The sequence below is a fragment of the Enterobacter sp. RHBSTW-01064 genome (genome assembly GCF_014103035.1).
Lineage (GTDB): Bacteria > Pseudomonadota > Gammaproteobacteria > Enterobacterales > Enterobacteriaceae > Enterobacter > Enterobacter mori.
The window spans coordinates 700,515-721,664 of record NZ_JABXOU010000001.1 but is presented as its reverse complement, the minus strand read 5'-3'; the positions used below and the strand labels follow the sequence as shown (position 1 = coordinate 721,664).

The window sequence follows — 21,150 nt, the reverse complement described above, 5'->3', positions numbered from 1 at the left end:
TTGGTCAGGGCCAACTGTTGCCTGAAAAAGGGGTCATCATGGAAAAGTTAACCTGTTTTAAAGCCTACGATATTCGCGGCAAGCTGGGCGAAGAGCTGAATGAAGACATTGCGTGGCGCATTGGCCGCGCGTACGGCGAATATTTAAAGCCACAAACTATCGTGCTGGGCGGCGACGTGCGCCTGACAAGCGAGTCCCTGAAGCTGGCCCTGGCGAAAGGGCTGCAGGACGCGGGCGTGGACGTGCTGGACATCGGCCTTTCCGGCACCGAAGAGATCTATTTTGCTACCTTCCACCTGGGCGTGGACGGCGGTATCGAAGTGACCGCCAGCCACAATCCGATGGACTACAACGGCATGAAGCTGGTGCGCAAGGGCGCGCGTCCAATCAGTGGCGATACCGGCCTGCGCGACGTGCAGCGTCTGGCCGAAGCCAACGACTTCCCGCCGGTGAACGACGCGAAGCGCGGCAGCTACAAGCAGATCAATTTGCAAAAAGAGTACATCGACCACCTGCTGGGCTACATCAACGTGGCAAACCTGAAGCCGCTGAAGCTGGTCATCAACTCCGGTAACGGCGCGGCCGGTCCGGTGGTGGATGCCCTGGAAGCCCGCTTTAAGGCGCTGAACGTGCCGGTGACCTTCATCAAAGTGCATAACACCCCGGACGGCAATTTCCCGAACGGTATTCCTAACCCGCTGCTGCCGGAGTGCCGCGACGACACCCGTAACGCGGTGATTGAGCACGGTGCCGATATGGGGATCGCCTTTGACGGTGACTTCGACCGCTGCTTCCTGTTCGACGAAAAAGGGCAGTTCATTGAGGGCTACTACATCGTCGGCCTGCTGGCGGAAGCCTTCCTCGAGAAAAACCCGGGGGCGAAAATCATTCACGATCCGCGCCTCTCCTGGAACACCGTCGATGTGGTGTCCGCTGCGGGCGGTACGCCGGTGATGTCCAAAACGGGCCACGCCTTTATCAAAGAGCGCATGCGTGAAGAAGACGCCATTTACGGCGGCGAGATGAGCGCTCACCACTACTTCCGTGATTTTGCCTACTGCGACAGCGGAATGATCCCGTGGCTGCTGGTGACCGAGCTGCTGTGCCTGAAAGGGCAGACCCTGGGCGAGCTGGTGCGCGACCGCATGGCGGCCTTCCCGGCGAGCGGGGAGATCAACAGCAAGCTGGCGCAGCCTGCCGACGCGATTGCCCGCGTGGAGCAGCACTTCGCCATCCACGCGCTGGAAATTGACCGTACCGACGGCATCAGCATGGCGTTCCCGCAGTGGCGCTTCAACCTGCGCTCGTCCAATACCGAGCCGGTGGTGCGCCTGAACGTGGAATCCCGTGCCGACACGGCGTTGATGGAAGCCCGAACGAAGGACATTCTGGCGCTGTTGAATCAGTAATATTTGCCCCTCCCGGTGGGAGGGGGAACCGAATACAGGAACAACGATGACGAATCTAAAAAAACGCGAACGAGCGAGAACGAATGCATCGTTAATCTCTATGGTGCAGCGTTTTTCTGATATCACCATCATGGTCGGCGGATTGTGGGCGGTGTGTCGGATTAGCGGGCAACCGTTCTTATATATGCATCTGCTGATGGCATTGATTGCGCTGGTCGTGTTTCAAATGATCGGCGGGATGACCGATTTTTACCGCTCGTGGCGTGGGGTGAAAATCACCACCGAGCTGATGTTGTTGCTGCAAAACTGGACCTTAAGCCTGATTTTCAGCGCCGGGCTGGTGGCATTCAGCCATGATTTTGATAACCGCCTCGTGACCTATCTCTGCTGGTACCTGTTGACCAGCGTGGGCATGGTGGTCTGCCGTTCGCTGATCCGCTTCGGTGCGGGCTGGCTGCGCAATCGGGGTTACAACAGACGCTATGTGGCCGTAGCAGGGGATTTGCCCGTCGGCCAGGTGCTGCTCGACAGCTTCCGCAAAGAGCCGTGGTTAGGTTTTGAAGTGGTGGGGATCTACCACGACGCGAAGCCGGGCGGCGTCCCGTCTGAGTGGGCTGGCAACTACGAGCAGCTTATCGACGACGCGAAAGCAGGGAAGATCCACAACGTCTATATCGCCATGCAGATGAAAGACGAATCCCGCATTAAGAAACTGATGCGCGAGCTGGCGGATACCACCTGCTCGGTGATCCTGATCCCGGATGTCTTTACCTTCAACATCCTCCATTCCCGCATTGAAGAAGTGAACGGCGTACCGGTTGTGCCGCTGTACGATACGCCGCTGTCCGGCATTAACCGCGTGCTCAAGCGCGTGGAAGATATTGTTCTCTCTTCGCTGATCCTGCTGCTGATTTCGCCTGTGCTGTGCTGCATTGCGCTGGCGGTGAAAATCAGTTCACCCGGGCCGATTATCTTCCGCCAGACCCGCTACGGCATGGACGGCAAGCCGATCATGGTGTGGAAATTCCGCTCCATGAAGGTGATGGAAAACGACAAGGTGGTGACCCAGGCGACGCAGAACGATCCGCGCGTGACCCGCGTGGGGAACTTCCTTCGCCGGACCTCGCTGGACGAGCTGCCGCAGTTCATTAACGTCTTCACCGGCGGCATGTCGATTGTTGGCCCGCGTCCTCACGCGGTAGCCCATAACGAGCAGTACCGTTCACTGATTGAAGGCTACATGTTGCGCCATAAGGTGAAGCCAGGCATCACCGGCTGGGCGCAGATCAACGGCTGGCGCGGCGAGACCGACACGCTGGAAAAAATGGAAAAACGCATTGAGTTCGATCTGGAGTACATCCGTGAGTGGAGCCTCTGGTTCGATATCAAAATTGTTTTTCTGACCATCTTTAAAGGTTTCGTGAACAAAGCGGCGTACTAAGATGAGCTTACGTGAAAAAACCATCAGCGGCGCTAAGTGGTCGGCCATGGCCACCATCGTCATCATCGGCCTTGGGCTGGTGCAGATGACGGTGCTGGCGCGCATTATCGATAACCACCAGTTCGGCCTGCTGACCGTCTCGCTGGTGATTATCGCGCTGGCCGATACGCTGTCTGACTTCGGTATCGCCAACTCGATTATCCAGCGCAAAGAGATCAGCCATCTGGAGCTGACCACGCTCTACTGGCTGAACGTTGGGCTAGGGATCTTCGTGTTCGTACTGGTGTTCCTGCTGAGCGACACCATCGCCCGCGTGCTGCACAACCCGGATCTGGCTCCGCTGATGCGCACGCTGTCGTTTGCTTTTGTGGTGATCCCACACGGGCAGCAGTTCCGCGCGCTGATGCAAAAAGAGCTGGAGTTCAACAAGATCGGCATGATCGAGACCAGCGCCGTGCTGGCGGGCTTTACCTTCACCGTGGTGAGCGCCCATTTCTGGCCGCTGGCGATGACCGCGATCCTCGGTTACCTGGTTAACTCTGCCGTGCGTACGCTGCTGTTCGGCTACTTTGGCCGCAAGATTTACCGTCCGGGGCTGCATTTCTCTCTCGCTTCCGTCTCGTCCAACCTGCGCTTTGGCGCGTGGCTGACGGCGGACAGCATTATCAACTACGTCAATACCAACCTCTCGACGCTGGTGCTGGCGCGCATTCTGGGCGCGAGCGTGGCGGGGGGCTACAACCTGGCCTACAACGTCGCGGTCGTACCGCCGATGAAGCTGAACCCGATTATCACCCGCGTGCTGTTCCCGGCGTTTGCCAAGATTCAGGACGACACGGAAAAGCTGCGCGTTAACTTCTACAAGCTGCTTTCCGTAGTGGGGATTATTAACTTCCCGGTGCTGCTGGGGCTGATGGTGGTCTCCAGCAACTTCGTGCCGCTGGTGTTTGGTGAGAAGTGGAACGGCATCATCCCGATCCTGCAGCTGCTGTGCGTGGTAGGGCTGCTGCGCTCCGTGGGGAATCCGATTGGTTCCCTGCTGATGGCAAAAGCGCGTGTGGACATCAGCTTTAAATTTAACGTGTTTAAAACCTTCCTGTTTATTCCGGCAATTATCGTGGGTGGACACATGGCGGGCGCTATCGGCGTTACGCTCGGGTTCCTGCTGGTGCAAATTATCAACACCGTGCTGAGCTACTTCGTGATGATCAAGCCGGTGCTGGGCTCCAGCTACCGTCAGTACATCCTGAGCCTGTGGCTGCCGTTTTATCTCTCCTTGCCCACGCTTGCGGTCAGCTATGGCCTGGGCGTGGTGCTCAGCGGTCATCTGCCGCTGGCGGCGCTGCTGGCGGTTCAGGTCGCCGCGGGCGCGCTGGCGTTCGGCGTGATGATTGTGCTGTCGCGCAACGCGCTGGTGGTGGAGATGAAGCGCCAGTTTTGCCGTAACGAAAAAATGAAAACGCTGCTTCGCGCAGGCTAATTTTAAGAGGCCATTATGAAATTACTTATTCTTGGCAACCATACCTGCGGCAACCGTGGCGACAGCGCCATCCTGCGCGGTTTATTGGATGCAATTAACACCCTTGAGCCTGAGACAGAAGTGGATGTGATGAGCCGTTATCCGGTCAGCTCATCCTGGTTACTGAACCGCCCGGTAATGGGCGACCCGCTCTACAGCCAGATGAAACAGCACAACAACGCCGCTGGCGTGATGGGGCGCGTGAAGAAAGTCCTGCGCCGTCGCTACCAGCATCAGGTGCTGCTTTCCCGCGTGACCGACACCGGCAAGCTGCGCAATATCGCCATTGCCCAGGGCTTTACGGATTTTGTCCGTCTGCTCTCCGGCTATGACGCCATTATTCAGGTCGGCGGTTCGTTCTTCGTCGATCTGTACGGCGTGCCGCAGTTTGAGCATGCGCTCTGCACCTTTATGGCGAAAAAGCCGCTGTTTATGATCGGCCACAGCGTCGGGCCCTTCCAGGATCCGCAGTTTAACCAGTTGGCGAACTACGTGTTTGGTCATTGCGACGCGCTGATCCTGCGCGAGTCCGTGAGTCTGGACCTGATGAAGCGTAGCGAGATCGACACGTCAAAAGTTGAGCACGGCGTGGACACCGCCTGGCTGGTGGATCACCAGGTCGATAATTTCCAGCCGAGCTACGCGGTACAGCACTGGCTCGACGTGGCGGCGAAACAGAAAACCGTCGCCATCACCCTGCGCGAGCTCGCGCCATTTGATAAACGTCTTGGCACCACGCAGGCGGCGTATGAGAAAGCCTTCGCCGACGTGGTGAACCGCGTGCTGGACAGCGGCTACCAGGTGCTGGCGCTCTCCACCTGTACCGGTATCGACAGCTACAACAAAGATGACCGCATGGTGGCGCTTAACCTGAGTCACCTGGTGAACGACCCGTCGCGCTACCACGTGGTGATGGACGAGCTGAACGACCTGGAGATGGGCAAACTGCTCTCCGCCTGCGACCTCACCGTCGGCACGCGCCTGCACTCGGCCATTATCTCCATGAACTTCGGCACGCCGGCGATTGCCATCAACTACGAGCACAAATCAGCGGGCATTATGCAGCAGCTTGGTATGCCGGAAATGGCGGTCGATATTCGTCATCTTCTCGACGGTTCGCTGGGTGCCATGGTCGGCGACACGCTGGGACAGCTGCCTGCGATTAACGAACGCCTGGCCGTGGCGGTGAAAGCCGAGCGCGAAAAAGGGATCGGCATGGTGAAATCGGTGCTCGACCGCGTCGGGGAGGGGAAATGAAGGTTGGTTTCTTCTTACTGAAATTTCCGCTGTCGTCTGAGACCTTTGTATTGAACCAAATTACCGCGTTTATCGATATGGGATATGACGTGGAGATTGTCGCCCTGCAAAAGGGCGATACGCAAAATACCCATGCGGCGTATACCCAGTATGGGCTGGAAGCCAAAACCCGCTGGCTGCAGGATGAGCCGGGCGGGCGGCTGAACAAACTGCGCTACCGCGCCAGCCAGACGCTGCGCGGGCTGCACCGTCCCTCGACGTGGCGAGCGCTGAACGTGTCACGCTACGGGGCGGAATCCCGCAATCTGATCCTCTCCGCCATTTGCGGGCAAACGGCGCAGCCGTATCGTGCGGATGTGTTTATCGCCCACTTCGGCCCGGCGGGCGTGACCGCCGCGAAGCTCCGCGAGCTGGGGGTAATTGACGGCAAAATCGCGACCATTTTCCACGGTATCGATATCTCCAGCAGGGAAGTGCTGAACCACTATACCCCGGAGTATCAGCAGCTTTTCCGCCGCGGTGACATGATGCTGCCCATCAGCGAACTGTGGGCCGGTCGGCTGAAAAAGATGGGCTGCCCGAGCGAAAAAATTACCGTTTCGCGGATGGGTGTCGATATGGAGCGCTTCACCCAGCGCCCGGTGAAGGTGCCGGGGAAACCGCTACAGATTATCTCGGTCGCGCGTTTAACCGAGAAGAAAGGGCTGCACGTCGCGATTGAAGCCTGTCGTCAGCTAAAAGCGCGTGGGGTGGATTTCCACTATCGCATTTTAGGTATCGGCCCCTGGGAGCGCCGACTGCGCACGCTGATCGAACAATACCAGCTGGAAGGCTGCGTGGAGATGCCGGGCTTCAAGCCAAGCCATGAGGTGAAGGCGATGCTCGACGAGGCGGATGTTTTCCTGCTGCCCTCCGTGACTGGTGCGGACGGTGATATGGAAGGTATTCCGGTCGCGCTGATGGAGGCCATGGCCGTGGGGATTCCTGTTGTGTCGACGCTGCACAGCGGGATCCCGGAACTGATCAGATCGGAGTATTCCGGCTGGCTGGTGCCTGAAAATAATGCTTTCGCCCTGGCCGATCGCTTAGCGGCCTTCAGCGACATCGACCAGCAGGAGCTGGTACCGGTGCTGCAAAATGCCCGACAAAAAGTCGAAACAGAATTTAATCAGCAGGTGATTAATCGCCAGTTAGCGAGCCTGCTGCAAACGCTGTAACGCCGAGGTTGTATGCTGAAAAAGATTACCCGACGCCATTTTGTCTCTTCCTTATCCGTCCTGGCGGCAATGCCGCTGCTGTCGCCGCGCGCCGCGCGGGCAGCCACCGGGAGGACGGTCTCTGTGGAACAGTACAACAACAGCGACTGGATCGCCGCCTTTAAGCAGGCGTTCTCCGGGGCCGACACCGTTGTGGTACCCGCCGATCTCGTCTGCGATAACATCAATACCGGGATTTTTATCCCCGACGGTAAAACGCTCCTGATACGGGGTGGGCTCAAAGGCAACGGGCGCGGGCGCTTTGTGCTTCAGGAAGGCAGTAAAGTCATCGGTGAGGGAGAAGGGCGCACGCACAATATCACGCTGGATGTCCGCGGCTCCGATTGCGTCATCAAAGGTCTGGCGATGAGCGGCTTTGGCCCCGTCACGCAGATCTACATCGGCGGCAAAAAGCCGAGGGTGATGCGCAACCTCCTCATCGATAATATCAACGTGAGCCAGGCCAACTACGCCATTTTGCGACAGGGCTTCCATAATCAGGTGGACGGTGCGCGCATTACCAACAGTCGATTTAGCCACCTGCAGGGTGACGCGATTGAGTGGAATGTGGCGATCAACGACCGTAACATTCTGATCTCTGACCATGTGATCGACAACATCAACTGCACCAACGGCAAAATCAACTGGGGGATTGGCATCGGGCTTGCGGGCAGTACCTACGACAATGACTACCCTGAAAAGCAGACCGTGAAGAACTTCGTGGTGGCCAATATAACGGGCAGCAACTGTCGTCAGTTAGTCCATGTCGAAAACGGTAAGCACTTTGTTATTCGCAATATTAAGGCTAAAAACATTACCCCCGACTTCAGCAAAAAAGCGGGAATAGATAACGCCACGGTAGCGATTTACGGCTGTGATAATTTCGTTATTGATAATGTCGACATGGTCAATAGTGCTGGAATGTTAATCGGTTACGGCGTAATTAAAGGCAACTACCTGTCGATACCGCAGAATTTTAAGCTCAACGATATTCGCCTGGATAATCGGCAACTTGCCTATAAGCTGCGCGGCATACAAATTTCATCCGGCAACGCGACCTCGTTTGTTGCCATCACTAACGTTGACATGCAGCGCGCGACGCTTGAGCTGCACAACAAGCCTCAGCATCTTTTCTTGCGTAACATCAACGTGATGCAGGAAGCGGCCGTGGGACCGGCGCTGAAAATCAAATTCGATTTGCGTAAGGACGTGCGGGGCAAGTTTATGGCCAAAGACGAAACGCTGCTGTCGCTGGCAAACATTAAGGCCGTCAATGAAAAGGGGCAAAGCTCGGTGGATATTGACCGGGTTGACCAGCATGTTGTGAATACGGAACGGCTGAATTTTGCGCTGCCGAGTAGATAATCACCCGCGGGTAATTTTTGCGACGATTCCTGGTTGGATAATGTGATCTATTCAGATTACAACTACTGTAATTTGTGGTGCCTGCGCGTAACATGAATCCAGAATTACAGCAAAACGTACTGGCGAAAACAGGTTTAAAAGCTATAATTCGTCAACCATTTTAAGGTGGAAGATATAATGATTAATTTGAAAGCAGTCATTCCGGTAGCGGGTCTGGGCATGCATATGCTGCCAGCCACCAAGGCAATTCCTAAAGAGATGCTGCCGATCGTCGACAAGCCGATGATTCAGTACATCGTCGACGAGATTGTTGCTGCAGGGATCAAAGAAATCGTTCTGGTCACGCACTCCTCGAAGAATGCGGTTGAAAACCACTTCGACACCTCTTACGAACTCGAAGCGTTGCTTGAGCAGCGTGTTAAGCGTCAGCTATTGGCAGAAGTTCAATCTATCTGCCCGCCTGGCGTAACTATCATGAACGTGCGCCAGGCGCAGCCGCTGGGTCTGGGCCACTCGATTCTGTGTGCGCGTCCGGTCGTGGGTGATAACCCGTTCATCGTCGTTCTGCCGGATATCATCATTGATACCGCATCTGCGGACCCGCTGCGTTACAACCTGGCGGCAATGGTGGCGCGTTTCAACGAGACGGGGCGCAGCCAGGTGCTGGCGAAACGCATGGATGGCGATCTGTCCGAGTACTCTGTTATCCAGACGAAAGAAGCGCTGGAGACGGAAGGGCAGGTGAGCCGCATTGTTGAGTTTATCGAAAAGCCGGATCAGCCTCAGACGCTGGACTCCGACCTGATGGCCGTTGGCCGTTATGTTCTGAACGCCGATATCTGGGCCGAGCTGGAAAAAACGGAGCCAGGCGCCTGGGACCGTATCCAGTTGACCGATGCGATCGCAGAACTGGCGAAAAAACAGTCCGTAGATGCCATGCTGATGACCGGCGACAGCTACGACTGCGGTAAGAAAATGGGGTATATGCAGGCGTTCGTGAACTACGGCCTGCGTAACCTGAAGGAAGGGGCGAAGTTCAGAAGCCGCATTGAGAAGTTGCTGGCTGACAACTGATTTTTCTTTCTTGATTTGCACAAGCGGCAGTCATCATTTGGGTATGTTGAAACATAACCAAAATGGTAGCTGCCTTTTTTTGTTATTAATTCTAATGATAATATGGATTTATCTGATTTAAATCTGGTCAGATTTGTAACGATTTGTGCTTGTTTCTGAGGTCGTTTAGGACGACAATTAACGGCAGTTTTTTGTCTGTAATCAGACCTCAAAATCCTTTATTCAACATTCGCTCAGTGCACTGGTAGCTGTTAAGCCAGGGGCGGTAGCGTGCAAAATTTCTGAAGCCGTTATTATTAATCGGCTTCCAGAGCATCAATATCTCGATATACCCATTAGATGGAATAGCTAACGTGAAGATTCTTGTTACGGGCGGTGCCGGTTTTATCGGCTCAGCAGTGGTGCGACATATTATTAAAAATACCCAGGATGCAGTCGTCAATGTGGATAAACTGACGTATGCCGGTAACCTGGAGTCACTGACCGACGTTAATGATAGCGATCGTTATGTCTTTGAACATGCGGATATTTGCGATAAAGCGGCAATGGATCGCATTTTCGCCGAGCATAAACCGGATGCGGTGATGCACCTTGCGGCAGAAAGCCACGTTGACCGCTCTATTACCGGCCCCGCTGCGTTTATTGAGACTAATATTGTCGGTACCTATGTGCTTCTGGAAGCCGCACGGGCTTACTGGTCGACGCTGGATGACGCGGCCAAAGCGGCGTTTCGCTTCCACCACATCTCTACGGATGAAGTGTACGGTGATTTACCTCATCCTGATGAACACTCTGCCTCTGATGAGCTGCCGCTGTTTACAGAAACCACAGCCTATGCGCCAAGCAGCCCGTATTCTGCGTCTAAAGCGTCCAGCGATCACCTGGTTCGCGCATGGCTGCGTACCTACGGTTTCCCAACGATTGTGACCAACTGCTCCAATAACTATGGCCCGTATCACTTCCCTGAGAAGCTGATCCCGCTGGTCATTTTGAATGCCCTGGACGGTAAAGCGCTGCCTATTTACGGCAAAGGCGACCAGATCCGCGACTGGCTGTACGTTGAAGATCATGCGCGCGCGCTGTACACCGTCGTAACCCAGGGTAAACCGGGTGAGACTTACAACATCGGCGGGCATAACGAAAAGCAAAATCTGGACGTAGTGCACACCATTTGCGATCTGCTGGATGAAATCGTGCCGAAAGAAGGCTCCTATCGCGATCAGATCACTTACGTCGCTGACCGCCCCGGGCATGATCGCCGCTACGCGATTGATGCACATAAAATAGGCGTTGAGCTGGGATGGAAGCCTGAAGAGACCTTCGAAAGCGGTATCCGCAAAACAGTTGAGTGGTATCTAAATAATAAAAAATGGTGCATTCGAGTGCAGGATGGAAGTTATCAACGTGAGCGTCTGGGGTTAGTATAAATGAAAGGTATTATTTTAGCGGGTGGTTCAGGAACCAGACTCTATCCTATTACGATGGGTGTTTCGAAGCAGTTATTACCTATTTATGATAAGCCGATGATCTATTATCCATTATCGGTTTTAATGCTTGCAGGTATAAGAGATATTTTGATAATTACCACTCCGGAAGACCAGGAAGGATTTATCCGTCTTCTAGGCGATGGTTCAAATCTCGGTTTGAAGCTGCAGTATGCTATTCAACCTTCTCCTGATGGACTTGCTCAAGCGTTTATTATAGGTGAAGAATTCATCGGCAACGATTCTGTTTGTCTTGTTTTGGGAGACAATATTTTCTATGGTCAGGGGTTCTCGCCAAAATTAAAAGAGGCAGCAGTTCGGGCAACAACAAAAGCAACAGTTTTCGGTTATCAGGTCAAAGACCCTGAGCGATTTGGTGTTGTAGAATTTGATGAAAACCGCAACGTGCTCTCAATTGAGGAAAAACCGGTTAAACCGAAAAGTAATTATGCAGTGACAGGTTTGTATTTTTATACAAACGAAGTCGTTGAATTTGCGAAAAAAGTTAAGCCCTCTGAACGAGGTGAACTTGAAATAACAACAATAAACCAAATGTATCTCGAGAAGGGCGATCTAGTTGTTGAGATGCTAGGTCGTGGTTTTGCCTGGCTGGATACAGGCACTCATGAAAGCCTTTTACAGGCAGCACAGTTTGTTGAAACTATCGAAGTCCGACAGGGCTTTAAAGTCGCTTGTCTGGAGGAGATTGCGTATAACAACGGATGGTTGGCAAAGGAAGACGTGCTGAAGCAGGCTGTCTTAATGTCAAAAAATGGTTATGGTCAGTATCTTTCTCAACTTGTTAAGTAATGCATAGTGTCTGAACTTAAAAGTAAGACCGTCAATGGTCTAAAATGGAGCGCTCTTGAGAGAATACTCTCACAAGGTGTTCAGCTCATTTTGATGCTGATTTTAGCTCGTCTATTGGGGCCAAAAGCCTTCGGTCTCATCGGGATGTTAGCTATCTTTATTGCGATAGGCCAGGTCTTTATTGATAGCGGGTTTAGCTCTGCACTGATAAGAAAGACCGATCGTAGTGATGTAGATTATTCAACGGCGTTTTATTTTAATATCATTGTAGCCTTCTGCTTCTATATTTTACTTTATATAAGCTCAGGTTACATTGCTGATTTCTATCAACAGCCAGAATTAGCCTTACTGACAAAAGTAGTAGGTTTAACGCTGATGGCAAACAGCTTTTCAGTTGTGCCTAGAACAATTTTGACAGTGTCGATGAATTTTAAAGCGCAAGCAAAAGCCTCGATCTGCTCGGTTGTTCTGGGAGGAGGCGTTGCATTGATTATGGCGTTGAATGGTTTTGGCGTTTGGGCACTTGTAGCACAAACGCTAACCACAGCCGTGTTCAGCGCTGTTTTTCTTAATCTCATAACACGCTGGGTTCCAGTTTTTTGCTTTTCAAAAAAATCGTTTGATTATCTCTTTGGTTTTGGCGGTAAATTATTAATATCTGGTCTACTTGATACAGCTTACAATAATCTCTACCAAATCATTATCGGTAAAAGATTTAATGCGGAGAATGTTGGGCAGTTCACACAAGCCAACCAGGTATCTAGCATACCTGCTATGACGATGACTAACATTATTCAACGTGTTACCTATCCTATGTTTAGTCATATGCAAAGTGATCATCATAAGATGGATGAGTATTATTTGTTGACAATGAAAGTTGCTGCATTATTTATTTTTCCGCTAATGGCCGGAGTTGCTATTCTTGCACAACCATTATTGCAACTAGTATTAGGTGAGCAATGGAAAGAGGCTGCGGAACTTGTTGCCGTTCTTGCATTAGCGTATATGCTTTATCCCATACATGCCATTAATCTGAATGTGCTACAAGTCAAAGGCCGTAGCGACCTTTTTCTGAAATTAGAAATTATAAAAAAAATCATAGGTATTTGTATCATAGCAGTAACTATGAATTATAGTATTTACCTGATGTGTGTCGGATTGCTAATTCATTCTTATTTGGCTCTTTTGTTAAATACTTATTATACAGGTAAATTAACTGGTTTAACGATATGGCGTCAATTCAAAGAAGTTTCTCCTATCTGGTTGATTACCATGACCTCATGTTTAATTGCTAAAATGACTGCTGTTTATTTTACGGCTCATGATGTTTGGCAGATCGTTACAATGTTAACTTTGGCGCCTGGTATTTATGTAGTCTTGATTTACCTCACGCAAAGAAAATTATTTAAGATTGTATTGTCTATCAAAGAATAGAGAAAACTAAATGAAAAATATACCAGTGACTCAACCTTTTCTTCCTGAACTCAGCGAGTTTATTCCTTACCTCGAACAAATTTGGGATAATAAATGGTTAACTAATAATGGTCCTTTCCATCAGCAACTTGAAAAAGAACTGTGTGAGTATTTGGGGGTTGAGTACATATCTCTTTTTAATAATGCGACTATTGCACTCATTACTGCTCTTCAGGCACTTCGTATTTCAGGTGAAGTGATTACTACGCCATACTCCTTCATAGCGACCAGTCATTCAATTTTATGGAATGGGTTGAAGCCGGTATTTGTCGATATTGATCCTAAGACATTCAATATCGATCCAAAGAAAATCGAAGCTGCCATCACGCCAAATACAACAGCTATCATGCCTGTGCACTGTTATTCCAGCCCTTGTGATGTTGAAGCTATTCAGGAAATTGCGGACAATTACGGCCTGCGCGTAATTTATGACGCGGCTCATGCTTTTGGTGTCAATTACAAAGGCCAAAGCATTTTACAGTTTGGCGATATGTCTATCCTCAGTTTCCATGCCACAAAAGTATTCAATACCTTTGAAGGCGGAGCGATTATTTGTCAGGATGCCAAAACTAAACAGCGCATTGACAGATTAAAGAATTTTGGAATTGCTGATGAACTCACCGTAACGGCGCCTGGAATCAATGGTAAGATGAGTGAAATCAACGCTGCCTTTGGTCTGGTTCAACTCAAGCATATCAACAGTGCAATTGAGCAGCGTAAGAAAATTGACCTGGCCTACCGTGAAGCGCTTTCGAGTATCAAAGGTATTACAGTTCCTGCATCATCAGAACATTCAAATAGTAACTATTCTTATTTCCCTGTGTTGGTTGAACCTGAATTTCGTGTTTCAAGGGATGAGCTTTACCTAGAGCTAAAACGAAATGATATCCTTTCTCGCCGTTATTTCTATCCACTGATCAGTAATATGCCAATGTACAGAGGAATTGAATCATCTGCCGTTGAGAATCTTCCTTTATCAAATACTGTCTCTGATAAGGTACTGTGTTTACCAATTTTCAACGAATTAAGTGAGGAAGATTTCTCGCGTATTGTAAATGTTATTCGAGGGTAGAAATGGCTATCTTAACCCGTGAAGAAATTGAACAGATAGGTTTTGCCTCCATTGGCGAAAATATTCATATATCAACGAAAGCATCATTCTACGGTATATCAAAAATTCATATCGGGAACAATGTTCGAATAGACGATTATTGTGTTATTTCCGCAGGAGAAGGGGGGGTATTTATCGGGAATTATATACATATTGCGGTTTATTCGTCTTTGATCGGTGCGGGGAAAATCACGGTAATGGATTTTTCAAATATTTCGTCGCGGGTTTCGATTTATTCTAGTAACGATGATTATTCTGGGGAATCTATGACAAACCCAATGGTTCCCACTGAACTAACAAATGTTTATCATGCATCCGTTACTATCAATAAACATGTTATCATTGGTTCTGGGTGCGTTATATTACCAGGTGTAGTTATTGGGGAGGGGACCGCAATAGGTGCTCTTTCTCTTGTTAAATCGGATTGTGAACCCTTTTCAATATATGTAGGAAATCCCGCATACAAAGCTAAAAAAAGAAGTATGGGCATGATCGATCTTGAAAAAAAATTGGATATAAAATCGGATCAGTAATGATAGAAATAAATGATGAGCAAATAAAAAAAGATTGGATCACGTCGATTGAAGAAATTAAAGTGAGCATTTGTTGCATTGCATATAACCAAGAGCTTTATATTTCTGAAACGATTGATAGCTTCCTAAAACAAAAAACAAACTTTCCCTTTGAAATACTTGTTTCTGATGATTGCAGCACTGATGCAACCAAAGAGATTATAGAACAATATGTGCATAAATTCCCTGGCATAATAAAATCAGTTGGTGTTGCTAAAAATCTAGGTGCTAATGGAAATATTATGAATGTACTATCTCATGCTAAAGGGAATTATATAGCCTTTTGTGAAGGAGATGATTATTGGATAGATGATAACAAGTTGCAGGTTCAACTTGAGGCTATGGAATCAAATCCGCATATTAAATTTTCATTCCACCCCTGTTATTTGCTCAATAACAATGTATTGAATGAATCAAGATCCTTTTATAAAGGGCCTAACCCTACAGTTTTTCACATCAAGGATGTCTTAAACAGTTTAAATCAATTCGCACCGACTGCATCTTATATGTTTCATAGAAGCTTAATAGATACTATTCCTGATTGGTTTATAAACGCACCTGTGGGCGATCTATTTTTAGAACTTTATGGGATGAAATCTAGCGGAGGGTTATATATTCCGGATATAAACTCAGTATATCGATTAGCATCATTAGGCTCATGGTCTACAGAAACACAAAAAGAAACCACAACGCATAAAAACAGACATCTTAAACTTATTGAATTTCTATCTTTAGCACAAAAAGATTTTTCTGAATACTCCAACGCTTTTTCACGTAAAAAAGCATATATATTTTTATCATTAGCAACTCGTGCGGTAAAAGTTGGAAACTATCAAGATTTTAATAAATATCTCAAAGCCGCTAATGAGCACTATAAGCAATTAGATTTCAGACATAAATTTTTCAATTATATGCACAAACTTCCGCTAGTTATTCGTTTGTTTATCAAAATGAAAAATAAACTTTCCCATTATAAATAGTTTTGGTATTCTTATTAGAGATAATTGAGAGAACAATGACGAGAAAATATCTATTTGCTCTATATATATTCCTAAATATATCATGTGCGTTATATTTTGGGGTGTTAGGGATGTTGGGCGGGGATTTCAAGTATGAATACCCTGCAGATTCAGAATTGTTGTTATTATCTCTTTTAATTGTATTATTAACTTTTGGGATTGTACAAAGAGTTATATTTAAGATTTTTGAGAATATACCCGTCAAAAAAACAATTAATTTAAATAATTCAATCGTTCTGGATTGGCTAGTTTTTGCTATAGTCATTATTGGTTTGTTCTCATCAATATTTTTTAGTGTCGGTGTACTGGGTGCAAGTAAGGATGTCGCAGAGGATGCGCCAAAACTGATATTTTACTTTAATTCTTTCTTCCAACCTTCATTATTTGTTCTTATCTATTTGTTTTATAGATATGATAGCACTCGTTTTTTATATTATATTAATTTCATTCTGTATATTATATTGATTTTAGTGAGTGGGCAAACGGGGCAATTATTATTATTGTTTTGCCTCTATCTTTTAAGGAAAAAAAATCCGTTAAATTTCTTCCAGCTTTGTATATTAACTTTACTTGGCATAGGATTATATCCATTTGTAAGGATTATCAAGGACGCGATTGTTCAAAGTGTCAATGCTGGCTCGAATTTAATTGAAACAGTTCTCACCGCAATGTCCAACATTGATATGGACATGTATTTTAGCTATTTATTCATAACACTTGAACGCTTTCAAAGTGTAAGCAACATACATTATCTTCTCCAGAATGGAGAGAGGTTATCAACGCTTTTTGATCTAACAGGATCAACATACTCTTTCTTTTCCTTATATTGGATTATGTCAGCTTTTTTACGCATGTTTGGAATTGATTTGTCCAATATAACTTCAGCACAAGATTTTACCGCCGTAAGTATTAATGGCGTTTCAACTTGGTCTTCACAAATCGGTGTGTTTGGATATGTTTACTTTCATGGTATATATTCAGCTATCATCTTTTTTTCAATTATGATTGTATTGTTTTTTTGTATCCGGATGAGTAAGTTGTTAAATAAAAATAATGCTATAACAAACTTAACATGGTTCATGTCATTACTTTTGATATGCCATGGGTGGTTTATTCCATTTTATAACTATGCTCAGGCATTATTAATTTTTCTAGGTTTAGTATTAACCTTAAATGCTTTTAAAATGAAGCATAGGGTATATGGATCATGAATGCATTGCAAAAAAAAATAGTTGTTTTTAGGACTAAGTTATTGCCATACTCTGAGACTTTTATTAAAGAGCAAGTATTATCATACCAGCAATGGTCTCCGATTTTAGTTGGACACTTTAGGTTGTCTGACGGTATTGATTTAAAAGATGTAAATTACGTCACCTTTGAGAAAAAATATAATACATTCTCTAATTTTAAAAGGAATGTTTATAAACTTATTGGGTTTTCACCTTATTGTGACTTTGCTATGTTGAACAATATAAAACCTGATCTAATCCATGTGCATTTCGGTGTTGATGCTGTTGTAAATTGGCCGCTGTTAAAAAACATTCACGTGCCCCTGCTTATTACTCTTCATGGATATGATATAACAATAGATAAGAATTGGTGGGAAGCTGGTAAAGAAGGAATACATCTAAAAAAATATCCTGAAAAATTAAATGAAATTGCTAAATATGAGAACGTCAAGTTTATTGCTGTTTCACAAGCAGTTAAAGAAAAAGCAATAGAGTTTGGGATACCTTCAGATAAAATAAAAATATCATACATTGGTATAGATCTTCAAAATTTCTCATTATCAACTAACAAGTTTGATAACCGTAAACAAATCTTATTTATAGGACGTTTGGTAGAGAAAAAAGGCGCTCATATACTGCTAAATGCATTCTCAAAAATAAAAGATAAATTCCCTGATCACATCATTACATTTATTGGTGATGGACCATTGAAGCCTCAACTTTATGACCAGGCTCATACTTTAGGAGTGAATGCGAAATTTTTAGGCGCATGCTCAAAAGAAAAAATTATAGAGGAGTTGCATAATACAGCAGTATTTTGTTTGCCTAGCATTCGCGCAAAGAATGGTGATTCCGAAGGGTTTGGGTTGGTAATCCTTGAGGCTGCAGCATGTGGTGTACCTGTCGTGACTTCTGCATTGGGTGGGGCAACGGAGGGGATTGTTCACGGTGAAACAGGTTTTAGATTTGGTGAAAACAATAGTGATGAGTTGGCTTTATATTTAGATACCTTATTGAGTGATCCACATTTAATGAAATCAATGGGGCAAAATGGCAGAGAGTTTGTTGAAAAAAACTTTGATATAAACAAATGCACGAGATCTCTTGAAATAATATATGCAGATATTATAAACGGTTGTTAAAAAAGGTTGAGATAGTAATGACTCTGAGGAATAAAGTGGATGTAATTATCCCTTGTTTTAATCGATTAGAACTTATAATGAGTTCAATACGAAGCGTCAAGTTGCAAACATATCCTATTAATAAAATAATTATTGTGGATGACTGCTCTTCCTTTACTAATGAGCAGTTTTGGTTGGCGCTTAATAATAATATATCTGATCCTTCAAATATTGAATTTCATAGAAAAAAAAATAATGGTGGCGCATGTCAATCCAGGAACCAAGGCGCAAGCCTTAGTGAAGCTGAATTTATTGCTTTCCTTGATGATGATGATATGTGGGAGCCAGAGCATATAGAAAAGCTAATAAACTGTTTCAAAGATGATAAAGTTGCATTAGCCTACTCTGGGAAGAAAATAACTAACTTTGCCAAAGATAGCGTTAGAAAAAGCTTAAATGTTATCCCTAATAAAGAACAATATAAAGCGCTTCTTAAATGTAACTATCCAGGTTCAACTTCTTCAATTCTTGTAAGGAAAAAGTATTTCCTTGAGACTTCAGGATTTGATGAAAAACTGCCTGCCATTCAGGACTATGATTTTTATTTAAGATTAGTCAAGAAAGGTAAAATTGCAACAAGCAAAGAATATACATTGATATATAGAGATGATACGGGAATTAAAATTACGAATCAATTGAATAAAGCTCGTTGTGCATTTCATATGATAATCGGTAAAACAGATGGCTGTTTTAAAAAACAACTTGCTTATACAATTTTCATTCAAAATATTAAAAAAGCCGTCATAAATAAAAACATCACGTATGCTTTATTGTTTAGTCTGGATTATTTTAAATTCTTATTGATGAGTAAATGAAATGAAATATGATTACCTGATTGTTGGGTCTGGGCTGTTTGGTTGTGTCTTTGCTCATGAGATGCACAAACGTGGTTTCAAAATTAAAGTGATTGAAAAAAGAAATCATATTGGTGGAAACATATACTGTAAGGATATCGAGGGTATAAACGTCCATGCTTATGGTGCGCATATCTTTCACACAAATGATAAAAAAATCTGGGACTACGTTAACACTCTTACTGAATTTAATCGATTTACAAATTCCCCGGTTGCAATATCAAAAGGTAAAATGTATAACTTACCTTTTAATATGAATACATTTTATCAATTATGGGGGGTAACTAAGCCTGAAGAGGCTAAAAGTAAAATTGCTTCCCAGAGTGCGGAAATGGATGGGAAGGACCCCCAAAATCTTGAAGAACAGGCGATTTCGTTAGTCGGTAGAGACATCTTCAATACTTTAATAAAAGAATATACTGAAAAGCAATGGGGACGAGATTGTAAAACACTTCCTCCATTTATCATCAAGCGACTTCCTGTGCGCTTTACTTTTGATAATAATTACTTTAATGATAAATTTCAAGGCATACCAATTGGCGGCTATAATAGCATAATTGAATCCTTGCTTAATGGCATAGAAGTTGAAACAGAAGTAGACTTTTTTGACGATAAAAACAGATGGATCGAATCTGCTTCAAAAGTTGTTTATACTGGGCCTATCGATAAATACTTTGATTTTGAGTTTGGTGAGCTCGAATATCGCACACTTGAATTCCAGAATGAGGTTCTGGAAACAGATAATTTCCAGGGTAATGCGGTGATAAACTACATTGATGCTTGTTTCCCTTATACCCGTATTATCGAGCATAAACATTTCGAATTTGGAACTCAAGCTAAAACAGTAATCACTAAAGAATATCCGAAAGAATTCAAGCATGGCGATGAGCCGTATTATCCTGTTAACGACAGTAAAAATAATAGAATTTTCTCTCAATATAAACAAAAATCAAAAACATTAAGCAATATTCTATTTGGCGGCCGTTTGGCTGAATATAAGTATTACGATATGCATCAGGTAATAGCTTCTGCATTGAATGCTGTCGAAAAGGAGTTAGAAGCTAAATGAAGAAGGTTATAGCTTTAGTCGTTACTTATAAACGCAAGGATTTTTTAAGCAAAGTAATAAAAGGTTTACATAATCAGTCCTATCCAATAAATGAGATCATTATTGTCGACAATAATAGTCAGGATGGTACAGATTTATTAGTCCAAGAGATGCAGAAAGAATTTGCTGATGCCGCTTTGACCTATTTTAATACTGGGGCAAACCTTGGTGGTGCAGGTGGCTTTTCATTTGGTTTCGACATTATTAAAAACAAAGAATATGATTGTGTATGGTTGATGGATGATGATCTGCTTCCTTCACCAGATTGCCTTTCTCATCTTGTGAAATTTGATAATAACGGTATTACGCAACCAATGAGATTCAATCTAGATGGATCATGTGCTGAAATTTCACCTTTGAAATATGATCTGTCAGATCCATTCATTATTAACCCAAAAAGATCAACGATTCAAGACTTATATGAAAAGCAGCCTTTTCATGAGCCAATAGAAATTGATGGTGTTCCTTTTGAAGGTCCATTGATATCCAAAGAACTTGTAGATAAAATTGGCAAGCCTGATGCTAGGTTTTTCATCTTCAACGATGATCTAGATTATTCAATTCGTGCTAGAAATAATGGGTATAAAATATTTTGTCATCCAAGCGCTAAAGCAACACGCTTATTGGTTAATAACCAAGGTAATGATTTAAATTCATGGAAGGGATATTTCATGTTACGTAATCATTTTTATATATTAAGAGTTCATGGTAATTCTATCCCTGTTAAAATGAGACCATTATTTTTGACGGTTGGATATTTTTGTTTATCCTTATTGCGTGGCAAAATTTCACTTGCTTTAACTACCTTAAACGCATACAGAGATTCCTTCTCTTTGAAAAATAATGATAAATTTAGACCGTGATTTTTATATGCAGTAATATTCAGTGATTATTGCTCATTTAGGCACAATTGTCCCTACACACACATGATAAAATTGGGTTAACATCAGAGCTACATTCAAGCCGCGCATTAGCCGCGGTGACCACA

18 protein-coding genes are annotated in these 21,150 nt (G+C 45.5%); all 18 read left to right on the top strand.

All coding sequences use genetic code 11. The features are described 5' to 3' along the window. The first annotated feature begins 38 nt into the window (after positions 1–38). The 18 genes from cpsG (at position 39) to HV355_RS03310 (ending at position 21,025) form a co-directional block, all read left to right on the top strand. The gene (gene cpsG / locus HV355_RS03395) at positions 39–1,409 is read left to right on the top strand and encodes a colanic acid biosynthesis phosphomannomutase CpsG (RefSeq protein WP_010431951.1); all 1,371 of its coding nucleotides are present in this window, start codon (positions 39–41) and stop codon (positions 1,407–1,409) included. Positions 1,410–1,455: 46 nt separating this feature from the next. After that, positions 1,456–2,850, top strand: a complete 1,395-nt coding sequence (gene wcaJ, locus HV355_RS03390) for an undecaprenyl-phosphate glucose phosphotransferase (protein WP_108418179.1) — start codon at positions 1,456–1,458, stop codon at positions 2,848–2,850. Between the two features lies 1 nt (position 2,851). Next, on the top strand, positions 2,852–4,330 hold the full coding sequence (gene wzxC / locus HV355_RS03385) for a colanic acid undecaprenyl disphosphate flippase WzxC (RefSeq protein WP_010431957.1): 1,479 nt from the start codon (positions 2,852–2,854) through the stop codon (positions 4,328–4,330). 15 nt (positions 4,331–4,345) lie between these two features. Beyond that, on the top strand, positions 4,346–5,626 hold the full coding sequence (gene wcaK, locus HV355_RS03380) for a colanic acid biosynthesis pyruvyl transferase WcaK (protein ID WP_100165926.1): 1,281 nt from the start codon (positions 4,346–4,348) through the stop codon (positions 5,624–5,626). Next, positions 5,623–6,843, top strand: coding sequence for a colanic acid biosynthesis glycosyltransferase WcaL (gene wcaL / locus HV355_RS03375; RefSeq protein WP_182400908.1), 1,221 nt, complete (start codon positions 5,623–5,625; stop codon positions 6,841–6,843). The genes wcaK and wcaL overlap by 4 nt, the downstream gene beginning before the upstream one ends. 12 nt (positions 6,844–6,855) lie before the next feature. Beyond that, positions 6,856–8,247, top strand: coding sequence for a colanic acid biosynthesis protein WcaM (gene wcaM, locus HV355_RS03370; protein ID WP_182400906.1), 1,392 nt, complete (start codon positions 6,856–6,858; stop codon positions 8,245–8,247). Positions 8,248–8,424: 177 nt separating this feature from the next. After that, a complete protein-coding gene (gene galF / locus HV355_RS03365) occupies positions 8,425–9,321 on the top strand; it encodes a GalU regulator GalF (protein WP_182400904.1) in 897 nt (298 codons plus the stop codon). A gap of 353 nt (positions 9,322–9,674) precedes the next feature. Continuing rightward, positions 9,675–10,748 (top strand): dTDP-glucose 4,6-dehydratase, encoded by a 1,074-nt coding sequence (gene rfbB, locus HV355_RS03360; protein ID WP_182400902.1) that lies wholly within the window; start codon positions 9,675–9,677, stop codon positions 10,746–10,748. Beyond that, positions 10,749–11,615 (top strand): glucose-1-phosphate thymidylyltransferase RfbA, encoded by an 867-nt coding sequence (gene rfbA, locus HV355_RS03355; RefSeq protein ID WP_182400900.1) that lies wholly within the window; start codon positions 10,749–10,751, stop codon positions 11,613–11,615. A gap of 6 nt (positions 11,616–11,621) precedes the next feature. After that, entirely contained in the window at positions 11,622–13,049 is a 1,428-nt protein-coding gene (locus tag HV355_RS03350) for a lipopolysaccharide biosynthesis protein (RefSeq protein WP_182400898.1), read from the top strand. A 10-nt stretch (positions 13,050–13,059) separates the two neighbouring features. Beyond that, entirely contained in the window at positions 13,060–14,160 is a 1,101-nt protein-coding gene (gene vioA, locus HV355_RS03345; RefSeq protein ID WP_182400896.1) for a dTDP-4-amino-4,6-dideoxy-D-glucose aminotransferase VioA, read from the top strand. Positions 14,161–14,162: 2 nt separating this feature from the next. Continuing rightward, the gene (locus HV355_RS03340) at positions 14,163–14,732 is read left to right on the top strand and encodes an acyltransferase (protein WP_182400895.1); all 570 of its coding nucleotides are present in this window, start codon (positions 14,163–14,165) and stop codon (positions 14,730–14,732) included. Beyond that, positions 14,732–15,751, top strand: a complete 1,020-nt coding sequence (locus tag HV355_RS03335) for a glycosyltransferase (protein WP_182400893.1) — start codon at positions 14,732–14,734, stop codon at positions 15,749–15,751. Before HV355_RS03340 ends, HV355_RS03335 begins: the two co-directional genes overlap by 1 nt. 35 nt (positions 15,752–15,786) lie before the next feature. Beyond that, entirely contained in the window at positions 15,787–17,001 is a 1,215-nt protein-coding gene (gene wzy, locus HV355_RS03330) for an oligosaccharide repeat unit polymerase (RefSeq protein ID WP_182400891.1), read from the top strand. Beyond that, positions 16,998–18,161, top strand: coding sequence for a glycosyltransferase (locus HV355_RS03325; RefSeq protein ID WP_182400889.1), 1,164 nt, complete (start codon positions 16,998–17,000; stop codon positions 18,159–18,161). The genes wzy and HV355_RS03325 overlap by 4 nt, the downstream gene beginning before the upstream one ends. Before the next feature lie 35 nt (positions 18,162–18,196). Further along, a complete protein-coding gene (locus HV355_RS03320) occupies positions 18,197–19,015 on the top strand; it encodes a glycosyltransferase family A protein (protein ID WP_182400887.1) in 819 nt (272 codons plus the stop codon). 1 nt (position 19,016) lies between these two features. Next, a complete protein-coding gene (glf, locus tag HV355_RS03315) occupies positions 19,017–20,123 on the top strand; it encodes a UDP-galactopyranose mutase (RefSeq protein WP_182400885.1) in 1,107 nt (368 codons plus the stop codon). After that, positions 20,120–21,025 (top strand): glycosyltransferase, encoded by a 906-nt coding sequence (locus HV355_RS03310; RefSeq protein ID WP_182400883.1) that lies wholly within the window; start codon positions 20,120–20,122, stop codon positions 21,023–21,025. Before glf ends, HV355_RS03310 begins: the two co-directional genes overlap by 4 nt. Positions 21,026–21,150 lie beyond the last annotated feature (125 nt).

Coding starts and splice junctions, on each gene's coding strand:
- cpsG (WP_010431951.1), top strand. CDS start 39: ATGGAAAAGTTAACCTGTTTTAAAGCCTACGATATTCGCGGCAAGCTG.
- wcaJ (WP_108418179.1), top strand. CDS start 1,456: ATGACGAATCTAAAAAAACGCGAACGAGCGAGAACGAATGCATCGTTA.
- wzxC (WP_010431957.1), top strand. CDS start 2,852: ATGAGCTTACGTGAAAAAACCATCAGCGGCGCTAAGTGGTCGGCCATG.
- wcaK (WP_100165926.1), top strand. CDS start 4,346: ATGAAATTACTTATTCTTGGCAACCATACCTGCGGCAACCGTGGCGAC.
- wcaL (WP_182400908.1), top strand. CDS start 5,623: ATGAAGGTTGGTTTCTTCTTACTGAAATTTCCGCTGTCGTCTGAGACC.
- wcaM (WP_182400906.1), top strand. CDS start 6,856: ATGCTGAAAAAGATTACCCGACGCCATTTTGTCTCTTCCTTATCCGTC.
- galF (WP_182400904.1), top strand. CDS start 8,425: ATGATTAATTTGAAAGCAGTCATTCCGGTAGCGGGTCTGGGCATGCAT.
- rfbA (WP_182400900.1), top strand. CDS start 10,749: ATGAAAGGTATTATTTTAGCGGGTGGTTCAGGAACCAGACTCTATCCT.
- vioA (WP_182400896.1), top strand. CDS start 13,060: ATGAAAAATATACCAGTGACTCAACCTTTTCTTCCTGAACTCAGCGAG.
- HV355_RS03340 (WP_182400895.1), top strand. CDS start 14,163: ATGGCTATCTTAACCCGTGAAGAAATTGAACAGATAGGTTTTGCCTCC.
- HV355_RS03335 (WP_182400893.1), top strand. CDS start 14,732: ATGATAGAAATAAATGATGAGCAAATAAAAAAAGATTGGATCACGTCG.
- wzy (WP_182400891.1), top strand. CDS start 15,787: ATGACGAGAAAATATCTATTTGCTCTATATATATTCCTAAATATATCA.
- HV355_RS03325 (WP_182400889.1), top strand. CDS start 16,998: ATGAATGCATTGCAAAAAAAAATAGTTGTTTTTAGGACTAAGTTATTG.
- glf (WP_182400885.1), top strand. CDS start 19,017: ATGAAATATGATTACCTGATTGTTGGGTCTGGGCTGTTTGGTTGTGTC.
- HV355_RS03310 (WP_182400883.1), top strand. CDS start 20,120: ATGAAGAAGGTTATAGCTTTAGTCGTTACTTATAAACGCAAGGATTTT.